The organism is Labrys neptuniae (assembly GCF_040797145.1).
In the GTDB taxonomy this organism is placed as follows: Bacteria; Pseudomonadota; Alphaproteobacteria; order Rhizobiales; family Labraceae; genus Labrys; species Labrys neptuniae.
In genome coordinates this window covers 63,152-80,003 of the sequence record NZ_JBFNQD010000021.1, presented here as the reverse complement: position 1 = coordinate 80,003, position 16,852 = coordinate 63,152, and the positions used below count along the sequence as shown (strand labels likewise).

The 16,852-nt window shown below is 65.5% G+C and carries 17 protein-coding genes; 7 read left to right on the top strand and 10 right to left on the bottom strand.

Annotated elements, in window-relative coordinates; translation table 11 throughout:
* Positions 1 to 189 precede the first annotated feature (189 nt).
* Positions 190 to 966, bottom strand: coding sequence for a tRNA1(Val) (adenine(37)-N6)-methyltransferase (locus ABXS05_RS31425; RefSeq protein WP_367626635.1), 777 nt, complete (start codon positions 964 to 966; stop codon positions 190 to 192).
* The gene (locus ABXS05_RS31420; RefSeq protein WP_311943155.1) at positions 963 to 1,187 is read right to left on the bottom strand and encodes a putative signal transducing protein; all 225 of its coding nucleotides are present in this window, start codon (positions 1,185 to 1,187) and stop codon (positions 963 to 965) included. The genes ABXS05_RS31425 and ABXS05_RS31420 overlap by 4 nt, the downstream gene beginning before the upstream one ends.
* A gap of 114 nt (positions 1,188 to 1,301) precedes the next feature.
* On the opposite strand from ABXS05_RS31420, the gene ABXS05_RS31415 reads away from it, so the two are divergent.
* Both ABXS05_RS31415 and ABXS05_RS31410 read left to right on the top strand, forming a co-directional pair.
* Positions 1,302 to 2,318 (top strand): polyprenyl synthetase family protein, encoded by a 1,017-nt coding sequence (locus tag ABXS05_RS31415; protein WP_311943153.1) that lies wholly within the window; start codon positions 1,302 to 1,304, stop codon positions 2,316 to 2,318.
* An 83-nt stretch (positions 2,319 to 2,401) separates the two neighbouring features.
* On the top strand, positions 2,402 to 2,980 hold the full coding sequence (locus ABXS05_RS31410; protein ID WP_311943150.1) for a DUF1993 family protein: 579 nt from the start codon (positions 2,402 to 2,404) through the stop codon (positions 2,978 to 2,980).
* Positions 2,981 to 3,020: 40 nt separating this feature from the next.
* Here ABXS05_RS31410 and ABXS05_RS31405 read toward each other — a convergent pair whose 3' ends face one another.
* The gene (locus ABXS05_RS31405) at positions 3,021 to 3,503 is read right to left on the bottom strand and encodes a MarR family winged helix-turn-helix transcriptional regulator (RefSeq protein ID WP_367626634.1); all 483 of its coding nucleotides are present in this window, start codon (positions 3,501 to 3,503) and stop codon (positions 3,021 to 3,023) included.
* Between the two features lie 107 nt (positions 3,504 to 3,610).
* Here ABXS05_RS31405 and ABXS05_RS31400 point away from each other — a divergent pair, with 107 nt between their 5' ends.
* Positions 3,611 to 4,024: a VOC family protein gene (locus ABXS05_RS31400; RefSeq protein ID WP_367626633.1), complete on the top strand. Its 414-nt coding sequence runs from the start codon at positions 3,611 to 3,613 to the stop codon at positions 4,022 to 4,024.
* A gap of 72 nt (positions 4,025 to 4,096) precedes the next feature.
* On the opposite strand, the gene ABXS05_RS31395 is transcribed toward ABXS05_RS31400, so the two are convergent.
* Complete coding sequence (locus ABXS05_RS31395) at positions 4,097 to 5,548, bottom strand: MFS transporter (RefSeq protein WP_415080569.1); 1,452 nt, start codon at positions 5,546 to 5,548, stop codon at positions 4,097 to 4,099.
* Positions 5,549 to 5,688: 140 nt separating this feature from the next.
* On the opposite strand from ABXS05_RS31395, the gene ABXS05_RS31390 reads away from it, so the two are divergent.
* Positions 5,689 to 6,591 carry a LysR family transcriptional regulator gene (locus tag ABXS05_RS31390; protein WP_367626631.1) on the top strand — a complete coding sequence of 301 codons (903 nt, stop codon included), beginning with the start codon at positions 5,689 to 5,691 and terminating at the stop codon, positions 6,589 to 6,591.
* 47 nt (positions 6,592 to 6,638) lie between these two features.
* Here the strand turns inward: ABXS05_RS31390 and ABXS05_RS31385 are convergent, their stop codons facing one another.
* The 6 genes from ABXS05_RS31385 to hisD all read right to left on the bottom strand — a co-directional run bounded on the left by ABXS05_RS31385 (position 6,639) and on the right by hisD (position 13,359).
* Positions 6,639 to 7,085 (bottom strand): NUDIX hydrolase, encoded by a 447-nt coding sequence (locus ABXS05_RS31385; RefSeq protein ID WP_311943140.1) that lies wholly within the window; start codon positions 7,083 to 7,085, stop codon positions 6,639 to 6,641.
* A gap of 465 nt (positions 7,086 to 7,550) precedes the next feature.
* Positions 7,551 to 8,378, bottom strand: coding sequence for an ABC transporter permease (locus tag ABXS05_RS31380; RefSeq protein ID WP_311943138.1), 828 nt, complete (start codon positions 8,376 to 8,378; stop codon positions 7,551 to 7,553).
* A complete protein-coding gene (locus tag ABXS05_RS31375) occupies positions 8,375 to 9,550 on the bottom strand; it encodes an ABC transporter permease (protein WP_367626630.1) in 1,176 nt (391 codons plus the stop codon). The genes ABXS05_RS31380 and ABXS05_RS31375 overlap by 4 nt, the downstream gene beginning before the upstream one ends.
* Positions 9,547 to 10,611 (bottom strand): ABC transporter ATP-binding protein, encoded by a 1,065-nt coding sequence (locus ABXS05_RS31370; RefSeq protein WP_311943134.1) that lies wholly within the window; start codon positions 10,609 to 10,611, stop codon positions 9,547 to 9,549. The genes ABXS05_RS31375 and ABXS05_RS31370 overlap by 4 nt, the downstream gene beginning before the upstream one ends.
* Positions 10,612 to 10,839: 228 nt before the next feature.
* The gene (locus ABXS05_RS31365; RefSeq protein WP_149251732.1) at positions 10,840 to 11,889 is read right to left on the bottom strand and encodes an ABC transporter substrate-binding protein; all 1,050 of its coding nucleotides are present in this window, start codon (positions 11,887 to 11,889) and stop codon (positions 10,840 to 10,842) included.
* A 168-nt stretch (positions 11,890 to 12,057) separates the two neighbouring features.
* Positions 12,058 to 13,359, bottom strand: a complete 1,302-nt coding sequence (hisD, locus tag ABXS05_RS31360) for a histidinol dehydrogenase (protein WP_367626629.1) — start codon at positions 13,357 to 13,359, stop codon at positions 12,058 to 12,060.
* A gap of 125 nt (positions 13,360 to 13,484) precedes the next feature.
* On the opposite strand from hisD, the gene ABXS05_RS31355 reads away from it, so the two are divergent.
* From ABXS05_RS31355 to ABXS05_RS31345, 3 genes are all read left to right on the top strand, one after another.
* Entirely contained in the window at positions 13,485 to 14,030 is a 546-nt protein-coding gene (locus tag ABXS05_RS31355; protein ID WP_311943128.1) for a cupin domain-containing protein, read from the top strand.
* 358 nt (positions 14,031 to 14,388) lie between these two features.
* Positions 14,389 to 15,456 carry a phosphotransferase gene (locus ABXS05_RS31350; RefSeq protein ID WP_367626628.1) on the top strand — a complete coding sequence of 356 codons (1,068 nt, stop codon included), beginning with the start codon at positions 14,389 to 14,391 and terminating at the stop codon, positions 15,454 to 15,456.
* Positions 15,453 to 16,751: an aspartate aminotransferase family protein gene (locus ABXS05_RS31345; protein ID WP_367626627.1), complete on the top strand. Its 1,299-nt coding sequence runs from the start codon at positions 15,453 to 15,455 to the stop codon at positions 16,749 to 16,751. The genes ABXS05_RS31350 and ABXS05_RS31345 overlap by 4 nt, the downstream gene beginning before the upstream one ends.
* Positions 16,752 to 16,852 lie beyond the last annotated feature (101 nt).

The window sequence follows — 16,852 nt, the reverse complement described above, 5'->3', positions numbered from 1 at the left end:
CGCGCCAACGTCCTGAACACGAGTAGAATCAACACCGTGCGCCTTGTCCACTAAATCTAAACCGGACAGCCGTGGGCTTGACCCGGCTATCCAGAAGCTCGGGGCTGGATTGCCGGGTCGAGCCCGGCAATGACAAAGGTCGTGCAAATCCGAAGAGCTTAGTGAACTGCATTGGGGTTATGCCCGCTGCTAGGCTTGCCATTCGATCGAGGCTTCGCCGCGATGCAGGGCGTCCGCCTCGGCGGTGAAGCCGCCGTCCTCATCATGCAGGATCAGCGGCGGCAGCAGGAGGAAGGGCGCACGCGAGCCCTTGATTGCACGAATGAGCAGGCGGGCGGCCGGCAGGCCGACGCGCGGCTGCACGGGCTTGATCCGGATGTCGCCGAAGCGGCGGTCGAGGCTTGCCAGAAGCCGGGGCAGGGCGTCGGCCCGGTGGATGAGGGTGAGGCTGCCCTTGGCGCGCAGGAGGGCGAGGGCGCAGAGGATCCAGGCCTCCTCGTCGGCCTGGCCGTGCACATGCGCGCCGGCACGATAGGCGTCGGGCGCCGGGCGAATCGTGCCCGGAAGATGGAAAGGCGGATTCATGATGACGTGGTCGGCCGTGCCGGGCAGCAGGAGCCCCTCCTTCGACGGCCTTTGCGTGACGTCGGCCTCGAGTGTGGTTACGCGTTCTGCAAGGCCGTTGCGTGCTGCATTCTCGACCGCCAGTGCTGCGATGGCCGGATCGATCTCGACCAGGACGAGGCGGCATTGCGGGCAACGGACGGCAAGGCCGAGGCCCGCGGCGCCGATCCCCGCGCCGAGGTCGTAGACGGTTTCTCCTGCAGAGGGCGAGAGGCAGGCCGAAAGCAGGGCCGCGTCGGTTCCGACACGATGACCGCTGGCGGGTTGGGCGATTTCGAGCCGGCCGCCCAGAAAGGCCGAGAGCGTGGTCCCGGCCGCGGTCCCAGTCGTAGGCTTGGTCACGGCGTGCGCAGCTCCTTGCCGAGGCCGGCTTCGGTCAGCCGCTGGCGTGCCAGCACGCTCTGGTCGGTATCGACCAGGATGCGGCGCTGGATCATGCCGAGCGAGCCTTCCAGTACGCTCATATGGGTGTCGAGCACGAGATGGACGACGCCCGCCTCGGTCAGCAAGGCCTCGATATAGGAGATCAGCACGGGATCATTGGTACGAACGATTTCTTCCATGCCGCAATCGTTGCGATTATCGCAACAATTGCAACGAGCTTGTTGGCGCGACAACAGCAAGCTTGTATGCGGGGCTGCGCATTTCTATGGTGCCGGCAAAACGGAGTGCATGTATTGGGCGTCGTTGTCGCATTCGAGGACAAATCCGGGTCGCAAGGCTCGCTTCAGCCGATCGTCGACCTGACCAAGGCGGATATGGCCCGGGTCAACACCACCATCCTGTCGCGGACGGGATCGGAGGTGACGATGATTCCGGAAGTCGCCAACCATCTGATTTCCTCCGGAGGCAAGCGCCTGCGCCCGATTCTGACCCTGGCGACTGCGCAGCTCGCGCGCTACCAGGGCGACGGCCATGTCAAGCTTGCGGCCTCGGTGGAGTTCATGCATACGGCCACGCTCTTGCACGACGACGTCGTCGACGAGAGCGACATGCGGCGTGGCAAGCCGGCCGCCCGCATGCTGTGGGGCAATGAGGCGAGCGTGCTGGTCGGCGATTTCCTGCTCGGCCAGGCTTTCAAGATGATGGTGGAAGTCGGCTCGCTCAAGGCGCTCGATATCCTCTCGACCGCTGCGACCGTCATCGCCGAAGGCGAAGTGGCCCAGCTCGCCGCCGCCAAGAACACGGCGACCACCGAGGACGAGTATCTGGCGGTGATTCGCGGCAAGACGGCGGAACTCTTTGCGGCCGCCTGCGAAGTCGGCCCGGTTCTGGCCGAGCGCCCCAAGGACGAGCAGGCCGCCTGCCGCTCCTTCGGCATGAATCTCGGCATCGCCTTCCAGCTCGTCGACGATGCGCTGGATTATGGTGGTTCGGACGCCAAGCTCGGCAAGAATGTCGGAGACGACTTCCGCGAGGGCAAGATCACCCTGCCGGTGGTGCTGGCCTTCCGGCGCGGCAACGAAGCGGAGCGCGATTTCTGGCGCCGGACGCTGGAGCGCGGCGAGATCGCGGAGGCCGACCTCGAGCATGCTATCGGCCTGATGCGCCGCCACAAGACGCTGGAAGACACCATCGAGCGCGCCCGTCACTACGGCGCCATGGCCAAGGACGCCCTGGCGCTGTTCGCCGACAGCCCGATGAAATCAGCCCTGGTCGATGTGGTGGAGTTCTGTATCGGCCGCGCTCACTGAGCCCGGTCGGTCGCTTTCCGGCCGGATGCGGAACTCTCCACGCGTAATGCGGACGGTTCGAGGCCGTCCAGGGAAGCAAGCCGATGGCTGACCTCTTCGACGTTTCCGTACCAGTTTTCCTGCGCTATCTCACCAATCTCGACGCGATCCTCGACAAGACGGCCGAGCATCTCCAGCTCCAGGGCACGGAGCAGGCGGAGGTCCTCAACCTCGCTCTGCAGCCGAACATGTTCCCCTTGAAGTGGCAGGTTCGCATCGCGCTCGGCTTCTCCATCCGGGCCATCAATCCGGTGCTGCAGCAGCCGATCATGCTCGATGACGGCCCGATCGAATCGATCGAAGATATCCGCCTCCTGCTGGGAAACACCATTGCCCGGCTCAGGAACGTCTCACGGCGCGATTTTGCCGGCGGGGAAGCGAGGCTGGTGCGGGAAAAGGCCGGCCAGGCCGTGTTCGAGGCCAAGGCCGTGGACTTCGTCACCCAATATGCCCTGCCGAACTTCTTCTTTCATCTCGGCATGGCCTATTCGCTGCTTCGCCTCGCCGGCTGCCCGATCGGCAAGGGCGATTTCGACGGCTTTCATCAATATGAAGCAGGCGTCAATCTGGTGCGGGAGGTGCAGCCGGAGCCCAGGCCGCTGATCCAGCGGCTGCCTGGTTGAAGCGTAGGTGCTTGGCTTCGAAGGGAGCGCGAGCCCTTCGTCAAAGTGCGGTGATCAGCTTTCTGAGCAGGCTATCGAGGGTTTCCTGCTCGGCCTGCGTCAGCACCGACAGCAGCCGCTGCTCATTGGCGACATGGCGCGCAATGGTCTCATCGATCACGATCTTGCCGGCCTCGGTAAGGGCGATCAGCTTGCCGCGACGGTCATTGGGATCGGGACGCCTCTCGACCAGGCCGGCGCGCTCCAGCCGGTCGAGGCGATTGGTCATGCCGCCCGAGGAGATCATCGCCGCTTCGTAGAGGCGGGTCGGCGACAGCATGTAGGGCTCGCCCGAACGCCTCAGCGTGGCCAGCACGTCGAACTCGCCCGGCTGCAGGCCTGCGGTGGCGAAGAGCGGGTTCATATGGTCGCGCAGCACCCGTTCGGAGGCATCGGACAGGCGGCCGAATACCGCCATCGGTAAGGAGGGAAGGTCGGGTCGCTCGCGAGCCCATTGTTCGACGGCTGTGTCGGCGCGGTCCATCGGCAGGTTCTCTTAGCACAAAGTATCTTGACATTAAGATACTTTGTGCTTACTAACATCACAGCGAGACAATAAATCAACTCGCCCATTCGGTGAAGGAGGAAGTGATGGCCAAGATGATTTTCTTGAATCTGCCGGTGCGCGATCTTGCCGCCGCGACCGCATTCTATGTCGCCCTGGGCGGCGAGGTGAACCCGCAATTTTCCGACGAGCAGACCAAATCGGTGATGCTCTCCGACGCGATCGTGGTGATGCTGCTCACCCACGAACGCTATGGACAGTTCACCCAGCGCCCGATCGGCGATGCGCGCCAGTGGAGCCAGGCGCTGATCGCCCTCAATGTCGATACGCGCGATGCGGTGGACGCGACGCTGGCCCGCACCACGCAAGCGGGCGGAAAGGCCGACCCCAACCCGGCGCAGGATCACGGCTTCATGGTCAGCCGCAGTGTCGAGGATCCCGACGGCAATGTCTGGGAAATCGTGTGGATGGATCCCGCGGCGATGGCGCCGCAGGGCTGAGGAGCGAATTCATCACCCTCCCCTCCAGGGGAGGGTGAAACTTGCGCTTGGGCTTCACCTGCATCCAGCAATTTAGGGTGCGTCCTGGGTATGTGCGGCGCGGCCCGCCAGGATGCGCGTTCCCGCAGCCAGGATGATCGCCACCACGATCAGGAGCGCGGCGGTGCCGAATGTTGCCTGCATGCCGAAGGCGACGGCCTCCGGCGGGGCCTTGGCGATATCACCCGTTCCCGCGGCGAAACGGAAGATGGCGCCCATGGCCGAAGCCCCCGTTATCAGGCCCAGATTGCGCGACAAATTGACGAGGCCTGATGTCACGCCTCGCCGGTCCGCTGGGATACTGGCCATGGCGGCGGTGTTGTTGGCGGCCTGGAAAAGCTGGTAGCCCGGCGTGAGGATGACGATGCCGGCAATATAGCCCGCGACGCCGAATGCCGGGCCCATTGTAGACAGGACGATGGCTCCGACCGCCATCTCGGTCAGGCCGATGAGGATCAGGCGAGGCGCACCCAGGCGATCGACGATGCGTCCGGCAAAGACCCCGCTCAGGATGGAAAGGACGGGGCCGATCGCCATCACCGCGCCGATTTCAGCCTCGTCGAGAGCGTAGACGCCGGACAGGTAGAATGGCCCGACGACGAAGGTCGTCATCATTACCGTGGCGACCAGGGCGCTCGTCGCCAAATTGGCGCTCAGCCCCTCGCTGCGGAAGGCGGCCAATTGGATCAGGGGTGAGCTGATACGTGCCTCGACCAGCAGGAAAAGGGCGCCGCCGATGACGGTTGCCAGCAGTAGGCTCGCACCGGTCCAGGCGGGAGCGCTGCGCCCCGTGGTCATGGCCAGGGCGTAGGCAGCGAGCGTTGCGGCGAGCAGGAATGTGCCGAGGCTGTCGAATCTGTTGCGGGCATCCCGGGATTTGCCGCCATCCTCGCGCAGGAAGCGACGAGAAAGATAGAGGGCCAGGAGGCCCAAAGGGATATTGAGAAGAAAGATGCTCCGCCAGCCGAAGGCGGAAATCATGAGGCCTCCGAGCGATGGCCCCAGGGCGGTGCCGACGGCCGACATCGTGCCGAGCAGCCCCATGGCACTGCCGGTCCTTTCCCTCGGAACGGCTTCGCCGATAATAGCCATGCCGAGAGCCGCCATGATGGCGGCGCCGAGGCCCTGTGCAGCGCGCGCCGCGACCAGCAGCCCGAAGGTCGGCGCTACCGCGCAGCAAGCCGAAGCCAATGTAAACAGCAAGAGACCCGACAGCAGCAGCCTTCGCCGCCCGACGATGTCCCCCAATCGCCCGACGCTGACGACCAGGGTGGTCATCGCCAGCAGATAGGCCAGCACGATCCACTGCACCTGCTCGAATGAGGCCGAGAACGCCGCGGCCAAAGTCGGCAAGGCGACATTGGCGATGCTGGTGCCCAGGGAGGACAGCAGGATGCAGAGGCTGAGGCAGGCGAGGGCCCCGTGGAACGGAGGCGTGGGTTTTTCATGCACCCGTCCATCATCTCTCGTCGCTGATTTCGGCATGGATTGCGTCTTCCGTCGGTTCGAAGGGGGAACCGCTGAAAGATAGGCCTGTGCCTGATATGGCGGAATGCGCATCATTTGCACTTCATTGGTGCATCGAACGCCATGCCATAATTACCCTTGGATGCTATGATCGGTCCATGACGCTGCCCGATTTCAATCTTCTCATCACGCTCGACGTCCTGCTGGCGGAAGGCAGTGTCGCTCGAGCGGCCCGTCGTCTCAGGCTCAGCCCCTCGGCGATGAGCCGAGCCCTGGCCCGATTGCGGGACACGACCGGCGATCCGCTGCTCGTTCGCGCCGGCCGCGGCCTCGTACCGACACCGCGGGCTTTGGAACTGCGCGAAAACGTCGGCCAACTCGTCCAGGCGGTCGAAAGCGTCCTTCGTCCGGTGGAAGCGCTCGACCTGAAAAAGCTCACGAGAACCTTCACCCTGCGCAACAGGGAAGGTTTCGTCGAGAATTTCGGACCTGATCTCATCGCTTATGCCCGCGAACAGGCGCCGGGGGTCACGCTGCGCTTCGTGCCGAAAGCCGACAAGGACAGCACGCCTCTGCGCGACGGCAGTGTGGATCTGGAGACGGGTGTGATCGGCGACTCGATGGGGCCGGAAGTGCGCGCGCAGGCCCTGTTTCGCGATCGTTTCGTCGGTGTCGTCAGGATGGGCCATCCTCTGAGCGGGGCTCCGATCACGCCGGCCCGCTATGCACAGGCAAGCCATGTCCTGATCTCACGCCGAGCCCTCTATAGGGGGCCGGCCGATGGCAGGCTCGAAGCCCTCGGTCTCGAGCCGAACATCGCGACGATCGTCAGCAGCTTTTCCGAAGCGCTGGCCCTGGCCCGCTCGACCGACCTGGTCGCCACGGTGCCCGAACGTTCGACCGGCCGCCTGCGCGCCGGCCTGTTCTGCTTCCCGCTGCCGTTTCCCCTGGCGGAGATCACGATCTCTCTGCTCTGGCACCCGCGGCTCGATGCCGATCCGGCCCATCGCTGGTTGAGGGACTGCGTCCGGAAGGTCTGCACCGAGCAACTGGCCGGCTAGGTAGGCGCGTTTCTTCCGGGATCGCAGGCATCCCAGTGAACGGTGTTTTATGGCGCCATCGCCGGCTTCAGGCCGGACAGCAGCTTGGCGAGGCCGGGGTCGTCCACGATGATGGAAGCGTCGCCCAGACCCATCCATTGCACACGGCGCTGGGTCTGTTCCTTCCAGGCCGGCAACATGCCGGTGACGCGCAAGGGATAGACATTCACCTTGATCAGTTCGAAGCGATCGGTCAGGCGCTTCCAATAGACGAAGGAGCCGAGCGCCTTCTTGCGTGGCTTGCCGGTTACACCGGCCTCCTGCTCGGCCTCGATGCGGGCGGCGACATGATCCTTGCGGCCCTTGATCGGCCAGCCCTTCGGCACGGTCCAGCGATGGGTGGTACGGGTGGTCACCAGGCAGACCTCGATGCGGCCGTCCTTTTCGCGCAGCGGCAAGGCCGCAACCTGGCGGCGCGTCGGATTGGGCAGGATGTCGATGGCGATACTCGGCATGGTACTCTCACGCTCTTGATTGGAGCAAAGGCTCCTACGCGACTGACTTGCCGATATCCTCGCTCAAATACCGCTATGCCGGCGTGACATGGCGCACGTGGTGGGCGAGTCTCCAGACTCGCCTTTTTCAAGGTGTTTGACGCGATCGAGTCAGGTCTGATCGTCGAGGTCGCGCTGCCCCTCACCTTACCTCTCCCCGTAAGGACGGGGCGAGGGGGCTTTGACGTCGAATCATATTCGGGAAATCTTTCATCTCGCACGACGGTTGGGCGAGATGAATGCTCCGAGAACCAGTCACAACGCTTGCGCCTCCTCGCCCCGTCCTTACGGGGAGAGGTAAGGTGAGGGGCGGCGCCATCCAGCGTATTTATGGACTATTTTACAAACCTCTCTCGGTTCGTTCCAAACACCTTGAAAGGGGTGGTCATCAGACCCGCCCCCCGCGGATTGGATCGCAGCCTGGCATCACTCCTCGGCCGGCAGCACCTGCTTGCGCTTGCCGATGAGAGCCAGGATCGCGGCGCCCTTCACGGCAAGGGCCAGGACCAGCGTGATCACGATGATCAGGAAGGCGGCCGCCGCGATGGCCGGGCTGATGTTCTCCCTGAGCGAGGAGAACATCTGCCGTGCCAGCGTGGTCTGGTTGGGGCCGGCGACGAAGAGGGTGATCACCACCTCGTCGAGCGAGGTAGCGAAGGCGAAGGCCGCACCGGTGAGGATGCCGGGCAAGGCGAGCGGGAAGGTCACGGCCCGGAACACCGTGCCGGGTGAAGCGCCGAGGCTGGCCGCCGCTCGTTCCAGAGCCGGATCGATGCTGGCGAGCGAGCCGGAGACGTTGACCAGCACGAAGGGCACGCACAAGACGGCATGGGCGATGATCACGCCGGCATAGGAGGAGGCGAGGCCGAGCCTTGCATAGAGAATCTGCATGCCGACGCCGAGCACTACCGCCGGCACCACCATGGGCAGCAGGAAGATCGAGCGCAGCACGCCGGAGAACGGCACTAAATTGCGCCTCAGGCCGAGGGCGGCGAGCGTGCCGACCACGGTGGACAGCACCGTCGCGCCGGTGCCCACGATCATCGAGTTGACGATCGAGCGCTGCCAGGCGTCGCTGGTGGCGAGCGTATCGAACCAGCGCGTCGAGGGCCCCGTCATCGGGTAGGTCAGGAAGACACTGTCGGTGAAGGCCAGCGGCAGGATCGCCGCCAGCGGGACGACCAGGAACGCCACGATCAGCGCGCCGAAGGCGAGGCGCAGGGCGTTGAAGGAGCTCTTGCCCAATCCCGTCATGTCTGCACCATCGGCGTGCGCGAGAGCCGTCCATAGACCAGATAGAGCACCGTGGTCGGCACCAGCAGGAAGATGCCGAGCGCCCCGGCCATGCCCCAATTGGCGGTGCCGGTGGCATAGAAGGCGATCACCGAGGAGATCATCTGTTCGTTCGGGCCGCCGACCAGGGCCGGGGTGATGTAGTAGCCGAGCGCCACCATGAAGACGAGGAGCGAGCCCGAGAGCACCCCCGGCATGGCCAGCGGCAGCAGGACGTGCCGCATGGCCCGCAGTGGCGGGGCGCCGAGCGAGGCGGCGGCCGGCATCAGGTTGCGCGGGATGGCGACGAGGCTGGCATAGATCGGCAGCACCATGAAGGGCAGCAGCACATGCGTCATGGCGATGAGGATGCCGGTGCGGTTGTAGATCAGCGGCAGCGAGGCATCGATCAGGCCGAGGGCCTTCAGCGTCTGGTTGATCAGGCCGTTCTCCTGCAGGAGGATCATCCAGGCGGCGGTACGCACCAGGAGCGAGGTCCACAGCGGCAGCAGCACCGCAAGCAGCAGGAGATTGCGCTTCCAGCCGGAGACGCTGGCGGCCAGCATGGCGAAGGGCAGGCCGATGGCGACGCAGAGCAGCGTGACCTGCAGGGCGATCATGAAGGTGCGCAGCATGATCATGCGGTTCACGGCCATATCCGGCGGCACATTGGCGATACTGCCGTCATCGGCCCGCTTGAGATCGACGGCGGCCAGCAGGTTGGCGTCCGTGTAGGCCGGCATCGAGCGCCTCAGCGCCAGCCAGAAGGCGGGCTGGTTCCAGCGCGGATCGATGGTGGCGAGGGCAGGCGGGCTGTTCTCGGGCGCGTTGCGGATGGCGGTCGCGGTCTTGGGCAGCAGCGTGCGGAAGCCTGCCTGCTGGCTGTTGAGGGCGCGCACGGCATCGCCGAACTGCTCCTGGGGGATGACCGTCCTCAGATCCTTGGCGAGCGCGGCCTGGACCTCGGGCGGCGGCAGGCCTTCGCCCTGCCAGCCGGCGATCGCCTCGGCGGTGAGCGGGAAGGCATGCCGCACGGTGCCGCCCTGCACGGAGGTGACGATCATCATGCCGAGCGGCCAGAGGAAGAAGATGCCGAGGAAGGCGATGAGGGGCAGCACCAGGAGGGCGGCCTTGAGCCGCGGGGCCGCCGTCATGGCAGGACCAGCGTGCAGTCGTCGGGCGCGAAACCGACATGGGCATCGGAGCCGATGGGGCGGCTCGCCTCGCGCCGGTCGGCCTTGGCCACCAGGCGTCGCTCGCCGCTCTTGAGATGCAGGCGGACGTGATCGCCGTGATAGACGTCGTCCTCGACGCGAACAGGCAGCGTATTGGCCAGGGCCGGCGCGTCGCTCAGATGCAGCCTTTCGGGCCGCACGGAGACCAGCACCGGTGCACTCGGCTTGGGCGAGAGTTCTGTGCGGCAGGAGACAGTCGGCCCCAGGGCCAACTCGACGGTGGCGAGGCCGTCCGAGCAGGACTTCAGGGTGCCGTCGAGCAGGTTGGTCTCGCCGATGAACTCGGCGACGAAGCGCGTGCGCGGGCGGTCATAGAGGCCGGAGGGCGTGTCGAGCTGCTCGATCTTGCCGAGATTGAGCACGGCGACCCGGTCCGACATGGTCAGGGCCTCGCCCTGGTCATGGGTGACGAAGATCACGGTGAGGCCAAGTTTGCGGTGGAGCTCGCGGATCTCGAGCTGCATGTGCTCGCGCAACTGCTTGTCGAGAGCGCTGAGCGGCTCGTCCATCAGCACCACCTTGGGCTCGTAGACGAGGGCGCGCGAGAGGGCGATGCGCTGCTGCTGGCCGCCCGAAAGCTGGGAAGGCCTGCGATCCTTGAGATGGCCGAGCCGGACGAGATCGAGCGCCTTGGTGACCCTGGCGTCGCGCTCGGCCCGGCCGATGCCGCGCATCTTGAGCGGGAAGGCGACGTTCTCGGCGATGGTCATGTGCGGAAACAGGGCGTAATTCTGGAAGACCACACCCATGTTGCGCTTGTAGGAGGGCAGGGTCTCCACGCGGGTGCCATCGACGAGCAGGGCGCCGCTGCTGGGTGCCTCGAAGCCGGCCAGCATCATCAGGAGAGTGGTTTTGCCGGACCCGGAGGGGCCGAGCAGGCTGACGAATTCACCCTGGCCGACATGGAAGTCGAGATTGTCGACGACCTTCATCGTGCCGAAGGATTTGCTGACACCGTCGAAGTGAATGAACGAGTCCATCGGATCCGAAAAGCTCCTTCCAGGTGCGGGCCTTGGGACGTTGGAATGAGCGATGCCCGGGCGGACATCGAGACACAACCCAGCCGGCATTAACGCAGCCTTGTCATGCCCGGGCTCGACCCGGGCATCCAGTGCCTCGCCACAACCTTGAAAGCGATCCTGGATTGCCGGGTCAAGCCCGGCAATGACAAAGGTCTGTATTTGGGGCGGGAGAATGCCGTCGGACGGCTATTGCCCCAGCCAGGCGTTGAAGCGCTTGGTCAGGTCCTCGATGTTGTCGTTCCAGAACTCGGTGTCGATGGAGACCGAATCCGTCATGTTGGCCGGCGAGGTCGGCAGGTCGACGGCAAGGTCGGCAGGCACCGCGGCGGCGGCAGCCTTGCTCGGCAGGCCGTAGGCGATGTCCTGCGGCAGCTTGGACTGGTTCTCCGGCAGGCTGGCGAAGGCGATGAAATCCATCGCCGCATCCTTGTTCGGGCTGCCCTTGAGGATGACCCAGCTGTCGACGGCATAGATCGAGCCCGGCCACACGCCCTTGAAATGCGTGCCTTCGGTCTTGTTGATGCCGGTGATGCGGCCATTATAGGCCGAGGTCATCACCACCTGGCCCGACTTCAGGAGCTGGAGCGGCTGGGCCCCCGATTCCCACCAGACCATGTCGCCCTTGATCTCGCCGAGCTTCTTGAAGGCGCGGTCGACACCTTCGGGCGTGCGCAGCACGGTGTAGACGTCCTTGGGGGCGACACCATCGGCCATCAGCGCGAATTCGAGGGCATATTTCGGGCCGCGGCGTAGCGCGCGCTTGCCCGGGAACTTCTTGGTGTCCCAGAAATCGGCCCAGGATTTCGGCGCTTCCTTCAGCTTGTCGCTGTCATAGGCGAGCTGGGTCGACCAGACGATGGCGCCCACGCCGCAATCGCTGACGGCGCTGTCGATGAACTTGTCCTTGCCGCCCAGTTTGTTCCAGTCGAGCGGCTCGTAGATGCCGTCTGCACAGCCGATCGCCAGTTCCTCGGCCTCGACCTGCACGGCGTCCCAATTGGGCGTGCCGGCCTTGACCTTGGCCTGCAGCACGCCGATGCCGCCGTCCCAGGCCTCATCGAGCACCGGCTTGCCGGTCTTCTCGGAGAAGGGCTTGAAATAGATCTTGCGCTGGGCGTCCTGGTAGTTCCCGCCCCAGGATACCACGGTCAGGTCGCGCGCCGAGGCGCTGGCGACGCCGGCAAGGGCGGTACCCAAGGCAATGCCGGAGGCAAGAAGGAGGTGTCTGAAGCGCATAGCGGTCTTCCCCACTGGTTCGGTCTCTGGTTTGCGTCGCGGTGTCTCTTTCCTTTGGGAAAGGACCCGTCTCTTCCGTTGCACGCGGCTCGCCGCCGCATGGGATTGTCGCATCGGAACCTGCGAGGCCGCCAATGGCAATGGCGGCGCCCGCGTCCGGTGAAAAAATTAGACGCCGATCTCCGCAAGCAGCTGCTTGGGAGAAAGGCGCAGGGCTGCCGCCCGGCGATGGCCTTCCAGCCCCTCGCTGGCGCTCTGCCGGATGGCCGGCGGGGCGACGGCGGCGATGCCGCGATCGTCCAGCCACTGATGGGTACAGGTCTTGAGGTAGGATCCGACCCACAGGCCTCCTGTGTAGCGCCCCGCGCCCATGGTGGGCAAGGTGTGGTTGGTGCCGCAGCACTTGTCCGAATAGACCACGCTGGCCGAGACGCCGATGAACAGCGAACCGTAATTGCGCAGCCTGGCCGCGGTGGCGTGGGCATCGCGCGTATGGACCTGCAGGTGCTCGGCGGCGATGAAGTCCGAATAGGCCAGCATGGCCGCCTCGTCCTCGCACACGACGATCTCGCCATAGTCGCGCCAGGCCGGGCCGGCGACATTGGCGGTGGGCAGATTGGCGAGTTGGCGCTCGACCTCGGCCAGGGTCGCTTCGGCCAGAGCCCTGTCCGTGGTGATCAGGCCGACGCGGGTGCGCACGTCGTGCTCGGCCTGGGCCAGCAGGTCGACGGCGATGGTGACCGCGTCCCCCGTGTCGTCGGCCACCACGAAGATCTCGCTGGGGCCGGCGAGCTGGTCGATGCCAACCAGGCCGAAGACCTGGCGCTTGGCCTCGTTGACGAAGGCATTGCCGGGCCCGAAGATCTTGTCGACGGCCGGGATACTTTCGGTGCCATAGGCCATGGCGGCGATGGCCTGGGCACCGCCGACCCGGAAGATGCGGTCGGCGCCGGAGAGGTGGCAGCCGGCGATCATGGCCTGGTGGGCGCCCGGCGGCAGGCAGGCGATCACCTCGTCGCAGCCGGCGACCTTGGCGGGCACGATGGTCATCACCGGCGCCGACAGCAGCGGATAGCGCCCGCCCGGCACATAAGCGCCGACGCGGGCAATCGGGATGATGCGGTGGCCGAGATGCAGGCCGGGCAGGGCCTCGATCTCCAGGGGCAGCAGCGTGGCGCGCTGGGCTTCAGCAAAAGCGCGCACCCGCTCGATCGCGAATTCGGTATCGGCGCGGGTCTGCGGATCGAGGGCGTCCACGGCGGCCTGGCGCTCGGCGGCGCTCACCTCGAAGTGCTCGACATCAATTTTGTCGAATTCGCGTGAATAGTCGCGCAGCGCCGCATCGCCGCGCTTGCGCACCTCGTCGATGACCTGCTTCACGGTGGCTTCCACGGGGCCATTGTCGGTCAGGGCGCTGCGTCCCGGTGCCTTGATGGAGGTGATGCGGGCTTGGATGGCGGGGTCGAGCATTGCTGGCCTTTTCGATCGAATGAGATGCCGAAAGACTTGCCGCCGCAAGCGCCCGGTGCAATTGCCCCGGACGGGTCTGTTCAATATATTCACCATGTGAATGGTACGAAGCCAGGAGAGCAACGATGAAGATCGGAGACAAGCTGCGCGAATTGCGCCACCGGCGCAAGCTCAGCGTCAGGGAGGTCGCCCTGCGCTCGGGCGTGTCGCATTCCTCGGTCTCGCTGATCGAGCGGGACCTGATCAGTCCTTCGCTCGACACGCTGCGCGCGGTGCTCGACGCGCTCGGCACCACGCTGCCGGGCTTCTTCATCGACCTCAAATCCGCGCTGCCGCAGAGCCCCTTCTACCGGGCTGGTGACCTGACCGAGATCGGGCAGCCGGATGCGATCTCCCATCGCGTCATCGGCCTCGATTATCCCAACAAGTCCATGCTGCTGCTGCACGAGACCTACGCGCCCGGTGCCGATTCAGGCGAAGCCTATGCCCATTCGGCGCAGGAAGGCGGCATGGTGCTGAGCGGCGCCATCGAGATCACCGTCGACGGCAAGGTCGAGGTGCTCCACCCCGGTGACGGCTACTACTTCGACAGCCGCCTGCCGCACCGTTTCCGCAACATCGCGGACGGACGCAGCGAGATCGTCAGCGCGATCACGCCGCCGACCTATTAGGGCCCACCCTTTTCAAGATGTTTCGGGCAGGCCGGGAAGGGTTGATGGAGTAGTGCATAAATACGTAGGACAATGCTGCCCCTCACCTTACCTCTCCCCGTAAGAACGGGGCGAAGGGGCTTTGACGTCGAGTTATAGGCAGGAAGCTTTTCATCTCGCGCGACGGTTGGGCGAGATGAAAACTCGAGAATCAAGCGCAACGCTTGTGCCTCCTCGCCCCGTTCTTACGGGGAGAGGTAAGGTGAGGGGCAGCGCGACGTCGACGACAGGTGCTTTGGTCGATTTACCGACCATTGCGCTGGCTCTCCTGCCAGCCGGGGGTTGCGTTGCCGCCTGAGGGATGGGAGAGGGAGGGGCCATGGCGCTTCAGCAGACATCGACCGTTCTCTCCACGCCGGCTCCGCCTGTTTTCAAGGCGCGTGCCGAGGCCATCATCCGTGATCATTACGGCCTCGACGTCGAGGCCTTCCCGCTGATTGGCGAGCGCGACAGCAATTTCCGCCTTCATGCGGGCGACGGGAGCGAATTTCTCCTCAAGATCGTCAATCCGGCCGAAGACGTGTCGGTGACCGATTTCCAGACGGAGGCTCTGCTGCACCTCGCGCGAGGCGGCGCCGACCTGCCGGTACCGCGGGTGGTGCGCACGCAAGCGGGCGAAGCCTATTTCTGGCTGCGCGAACCGGACCAGCAGCCGCGCCTGGTGCGCGTGCTGACCTATCTACCCGGCACGCCGCTGGCCAAGCTCGAACGCGGCCCCACGCTTCGCCGCAATCTCGGTGCGGGCCTGGCCCGGCTCGATCGTGCCCTCGATGGCTTCGAGCATGCCGGCAGTCCGACCGATCTGTTGTGGGACCTCACCCACGCCCCCAGCCTGCGGCCGCTGGTCGTGCATATCGAGGATGAGGATCGCCGTGGCCTCGTCATCGCCGTGCTGGATCGGCTGGAGACCCATACATTGCCCCTGACCGCTGGGCTCCGCACCCAGGTGATCCACAACGACTTCAACCCTTCCAATATCCTGGTCGGGCCGGGGAGTGACGGTGCGTTGGACCAACTCGCCGGCATCATCGATTTCGGCGACATGGTGCGGGCCCCGCTGATCAACGAGGTGGGCGTGTCGGCCTCCTATCACATCGGAGAGGGCGCAGGGTTCCTGGAGCCGGTCAAGGAGTTCGTCGCCGGCTACAACCGCGTCCTGCCCCTCGCGGACGAGGAGATCACCTGCCTGTTCGACCTCATCCAGGGACGCATGACGTTGACGGCCATCATTACGGCGTGGCGCTGCACGCTAGAGCCCGAGAACCGCGACTACATCCTGCGCAATGCCGGCCGGGCCTGGGCGGGATTGGCGGCTGCGCGCTCGCTCTCGCCAGCCCAGGCGGCGGACGAATTCCACCTTTATTTGAGCAAGGATCGCCTCCCATGACGATGGTCAATGCCTTCGATCCCAGCAACACGGCCGGCTTCGCCGCCGAGGAGGCAGCCCTGATCGAGCGTCGGCGGCGCGTGCTCGGCCCGGCCTATCGGCTGTTCTATGCCCATCCGGTGCATGTGGTCAGGGGCGAGGGGGTCTGGCTCTACGGGCCAGATGACACCGCCTATCTCGACGCCTACAACAATGTCGCCAGCGTCGGCCATTGCCACCCGCATGTGGTGGCGGCGCTGGCGCGCCAGGCCGGGGTGCTCAACACCCATACGCGCTACGTCACCGACGGCATCCTCGATTATGCCGAGCGGCTGGTCGCGACCATGCCGGCCGAGATCGCCAACATCATGTTCACCTGCACCGGCAGCGAGGCCAACGACCTGGCCCTGCGCGTCGCCAAGGCCGTGACCGGCGGCACGGGCGTCATCGTCACCGAGAACGCCTATCATGGCGTGACCGACGTGCTCGCCCACATGTCGCCCTCGCTGGGCGCGGGGGCCCCGATCGCCGAGACGGTGCGGGTGGTGCCCGCACCCACCTCCGCCGACACGAGCGGCGAAGCCTTTGCGCAAGGCGTGAAGGCGGCGATCGCCGACATGGGGGCGAACGGCATCCGCCCTTCGGCGCTGCTGGTCGACACCATCTTCTCCAGCGATGGCGTTTTCGCCGACCCGCCGGGCTTCCTGCGCCCGGCGGTGGAGGCCATCCGTGCCGCCGGCGGCCTGTTCATCGCCGACGAGGTCCAGCCCGGCTTCGGCCGCACCGGCGCCGGCATGTGGGGCTTTGCCCGGCATGGCCTGGTTCCCGATCTCGTCACCATGGGCAAGCCGATGGGCGATGGCCATCCGATGGCCGCCATGGCCGCGAGGCCCGAGCATCTGGAGGCTTTTGGGCGCGAGGTGCGCTATTTCAACACCTTCGGCGGCAATCCGGTCTCCTGCGCTGTGGGCATGGCCGTGCTCGACGTCATCGAGGACGAAGGCTTGATCGCCAATGCCCGCGATGTCGGCGCGGCGCTCAAGGGTGGCCTGGAGGATCTCGGCAGGCATGATGGCCGCATCGGGGAGGTGCGTGGTGCCGGCCTGTTCATCGGCGCCGACATCGTCGATGCCAAGGGCGCTCCCGATGCCGCCGCGGCCGCCGCCATCGTCAATGGCCTGCGCGAGCGCCAGGTGCTGATCTCGGCCACCGGCCGGCAGGGGCACAGCCTGAAGATCCGCCCGCCCATGGTGTTCTCGTATGAGAACGCGGCCTTGCTGATCGAGCGATTGAAGGCGACGCTGGCGGACCTGTAGGGACCCAGCAAGATATGGCCCCTTCTCCCCTTGCGGGTGTCGTCAACTCTCTTGAGTTGACTAGAGGTCCCGGCAGGGGGATGAGGGGAGAGACACCTCCC

Bases quoted from the DNA above. Each gene is read 5' to 3' on its own strand.
- ABXS05_RS31405 (WP_367626634.1), bottom strand. From the start codon at position 3,503: ATGGACCGCGCCGACACAGCCGTCGAACAATGGGCTCGCGAGCGACCC.
- ABXS05_RS31410 (WP_311943150.1), top strand. From the start codon at position 2,402: ATGGCTGACCTCTTCGACGTTTCCGTACCAGTTTTCCTGCGCTATCTC.
- ABXS05_RS31420 (WP_311943155.1), bottom strand. From the start codon at position 1,187: ATGGAAGAAATCGTTCGTACCAATGATCCCGTGCTGATCTCCTATATC.
- ABXS05_RS31400 (WP_367626633.1), top strand. From the start codon at position 3,611: ATGGCCAAGATGATTTTCTTGAATCTGCCGGTGCGCGATCTTGCCGCC.
- ABXS05_RS31345 (WP_367626627.1), top strand. From the start codon at position 15,453: ATGACGATGGTCAATGCCTTCGATCCCAGCAACACGGCCGGCTTCGCC.
- hisD (WP_367626629.1), bottom strand. From the start codon at position 13,359: ATGCTCGACCCCGCCATCCAAGCCCGCATCACCTCCATCAAGGCACCG.
- ABXS05_RS31350 (WP_367626628.1), top strand. From the start codon at position 14,389: ATGGCGCTTCAGCAGACATCGACCGTTCTCTCCACGCCGGCTCCGCCT.
- ABXS05_RS31365 (WP_149251732.1), bottom strand. From the start codon at position 11,889: ATGCGCTTCAGACACCTCCTTCTTGCCTCCGGCATTGCCTTGGGTACC.
- ABXS05_RS31370 (WP_311943134.1), bottom strand. From the start codon at position 10,611: ATGGACTCGTTCATTCACTTCGACGGTGTCAGCAAATCCTTCGGCACG.
- ABXS05_RS31390 (WP_367626631.1), top strand. From the start codon at position 5,689: ATGACGCTGCCCGATTTCAATCTTCTCATCACGCTCGACGTCCTGCTG.
- ABXS05_RS31355 (WP_311943128.1), top strand. From the start codon at position 13,485: ATGAAGATCGGAGACAAGCTGCGCGAATTGCGCCACCGGCGCAAGCTC.
- ABXS05_RS31380 (WP_311943138.1), bottom strand. From the start codon at position 8,378: ATGACGGGATTGGGCAAGAGCTCCTTCAACGCCCTGCGCCTCGCCTTC.
- ABXS05_RS31395 (WP_415080569.1), bottom strand. From the start codon at position 5,548: ATGCCGAAATCAGCGACGAGAGATGATGGACGGGTGCATGAAAAACCC.
- ABXS05_RS31375 (WP_367626630.1), bottom strand. From the start codon at position 9,550: ATGACGGCGGCCCCGCGGCTCAAGGCCGCCCTCCTGGTGCTGCCCCTC.
- ABXS05_RS31385 (WP_311943140.1), bottom strand. From the start codon at position 7,085: ATGCCGAGTATCGCCATCGACATCCTGCCCAATCCGACGCGCCGCCAG.